Origin of the sequence: Halomonas sp. DP1Y21-3 (assembly GCF_019801245.1) — a bacterium.
GTDB classification, from domain to species: Bacteria; Pseudomonadota; Gammaproteobacteria; order Pseudomonadales; family Halomonadaceae; genus Halomonas; species Halomonas litopenaei.
Map to the genome: position 1 here is coordinate 1 of NZ_JAHVJM010000016.1, position 2,950 is coordinate 2,950.

Below are 2,950 nucleotides of genomic sequence, written 5' to 3' on the forward strand. Positions count from 1 at the left end.
AACACCGCGTCGCTGGTGTCGCCATCGGCATCGCGAATGGTGTAGTCGATGACCGCATCGCCCTCGAAGCCTGCCGCCGGGGTGAAGGTCACCTCACCGGTGTCGCTGTCGAAGGACACGCTGCCCTGGCTCGGATCACGCAGGGTGGCGTCGGTGACACTGGCACCGTCCGCACCCTGGGTGTCGCTGGTACCGTCTGCATTGACCAGCACGTTGTAGGTGACCGCTGTGTCCTCGCCGGTCGTGGTGGCGTCATCCACGGCCACAGGTACATCGTCATTGACGTCGATGGTCAGGCTGGTCGAAGCCGTATCGCCATCGCTGTCGGTAACGACAATGGCGAACAGATCCGCCAGGGCGTCGCTGCCGGTGCCCTGGCTGGTGTGGTCCTGGGTGCTGCCGTCCAGGGTGTAGCTCCAGCTGTACTCCCCGTCAGAGACACTGACGCTCAGGGTGCCGTAGTCGCCTTCGACCGTGCCGCCGCCCGTCACGTTCTGGCCGTTGATCACCAGCGAGGCCAGGCTATCGCCACCGGTGGTGATCGGCAGACTGCCATTGGTGCTCTGGCTATCGTCGCCCGCCGCGCTGCCGCCCGGCAGTCCGGCTTCGCTGACGCTGAACTGACCACCTTCGGCATCGGGCGAATCGTCCGGCACGCTGACGGTGGGCGTGGAGTCCGCCGCCACGGTGACGGTGAACACCGCGTCGCTGGTGTCGCCATCGGCATCGCGAATGGTGTAGTCGATGACCGCATCGCCCTCGAAGCCTGCCGCCGGGGTGAAGGTCACCTCACCGGTGTCGCTGTCGAAGCTCACGCTGCCCTGGCTCGGATCACGCAAGGTGGCGTCGGTGACACTGGCACCGTCCGCACCCTGGGTGTCGCTGGTACCGTCGGCATTGACCAGCACGTTGTAGGTGACAGACTGGTCTTCACCGGTCGTGGTGGCGTCATCATCAGCATCCGGCGCATCGTCGGCGATCGCGATGGTGAGGCTACCGTTGGCCGCACTGTCGTCATCGTCGGTGACCACCAGGGCCACCGTCTCGGTGAAGCCGGCATCCGTGGCGTCAGCCTGGCTGTCGTTGTCGACGCGGGTGTCCAGCGTGTAGCTGTAGCTCACCGTACCGCCAGCGGCCGGGTTGGCACTATCCGACGGTGTAAAGCCGGTCAGGCTAAGGCTGCCGTATTCGGTATCGACCACCACCGGGCTATCGGCGGACAGGCCTTGCAGATCGCCCAGGGTCAGCGACTGGTTGCCCACCTGCACGCTGGCCACGCCATCGGCGCTGGTAAAGGTGAAGCTGCCAGGCTGGGTCAGGGCCGCAGCATCCGCCGAGGACCCCTCTTCCAGATTAGCTTCGCTGACCGATACGTCGCCGCCCCCGGCAGCCAAGCCCGAAAGGCTAACGCCGTCATTGGTCCCCGTCAGCGTGATGGTCAGCGTCGCCGGTGAGGTGTCGCCATCGGCGTCGGTCAGGGTGTAGGCAAAGGTCTCAGTAAGTTGCTCTTCGCCGCTGAGCGCCTGCACCCGCGGATCATCGTTGTCGAGCTGGTAGGTGTAGCTGCCGTCGCTGTTGAGCGTCAGCGTGCCGTACTCGCCGGCGCCTGTCGGCGCGTCCAGCGCCACGCTGGCCGGATCGGCATCGGTGGTGTCGGCGCCGGTGGTGTCGTTGGACAGCACATTGCCGGAAACAGAAGCGGTCTCCTCGGCGATAGTGTCGCTGTCGTTACTCGCGGACGGGCTATCGTCAGCGATCGCGATGCTGAGACTTCCGTTGGCCGCACTGCCGTCATCATCGGTGACCACCAGGGCCACCGTCTCGGTGAAGCCGTTGATGTCAGCACCGTCCTGGCTGTCGTTGTCGACGCGGGTGTCCAGCGTGTAGCTGTAGCTCACCGTGCCGCCGGCGGCGTCTCCCGCAAACCCAGTCAGGCTAAGGCTGCCGTATTCGGTATCGACAACCACCGGGCTATCGGCGGACAGACCCTGCAGCTGCGCCAGACTCAGCGACTGGTTGCCCACCTGCACGCTTTGCACGCCATCGGCGCTGGCGAAGGTAAAGCTGCCAAGCTGGGTCAGTTCGCCGCTGTCGGCATCGCTGCCACCAGCGAGGTTCGCTTCACTGACCGATACGTCACTGCCCCCGGCAGCCAGGCCCGAAAGGCTGACGCCGTCATTGGTCCCCGTCAGCGTGATGGTCAGCGTCGCCGGTGAGGTGTCCCCATCGGCGTCGGTCAGGGTGTAGGCAAAGGTCTCGGTCAGGGTCTCCGTGCCGCTAAGCGCCTGCACCCGCGGATCGTCGTTGTCGAGCTGATAGGTGTAGCTGCCGTCGCTGTTGAGCGTCAGCGTGCCGTACTGGCCGGCGCCCGTCGGGGCGTCCAGCGCTACGCTGGCCGGATCGGCCTCGGTGGTATCGGCGCCGGTGGTGTCGTTGCCCAGCACATTGCCGGAAACGGAAGCGGTCTCCTCGGCGATAGTGTCGCTGTCGTTACTCGCGGACGGGCTATCGTCGGCGATCGCGATGCTGAGGCTGCCGTTGGCCGCACTGCCGTCATCGTCGGTGACCACCAGGCCCACCGTTTCGGTGAAGCCGGCATCCGTGGCGTCAGCCTGGCTGTCGTTGTCGACGCGGGTGTCCAGGGTGTAGCTGTAGCTCACGGTGCCGCCGGCGGCCGGGTTGGCACTATCCGACGGTGTAAAGCCGGTCAGGCTAAGGCTGCCGTATTCGGTATCGACCACCACCGGACTATCGGCAGACAGACCCTGCAGATCGCCCAGGGTCAGCGACTGGTTGCCCACCTGCACGCTGGCCACGCCATCGGCGCTGGCAAAGGTGAAGTTGCCGGGCTGGGTCAGTGCCGCAGCATCCGCCGCGGAACCCTCTTCCAGATTGGCTTCGCTGACCGATACGTCGCCGCCCCCGGCAGCCAGGCCCGAAAGGCTAACGC

The 2,950-nt window shown here is 65.9% G+C and carries 1 protein-coding gene; it reads right to left on the reverse strand.

Going from position 1 to position 2,950, the window contains the following annotated elements; translation table 11 throughout:
- Positions 1-2,950, reverse strand: a 2,950-nt coding sequence (locus tag KUV74_RS20715) for a beta strand repeat-containing protein (protein ID WP_222517281.1), incomplete at both ends; no start/stop codon positions are given.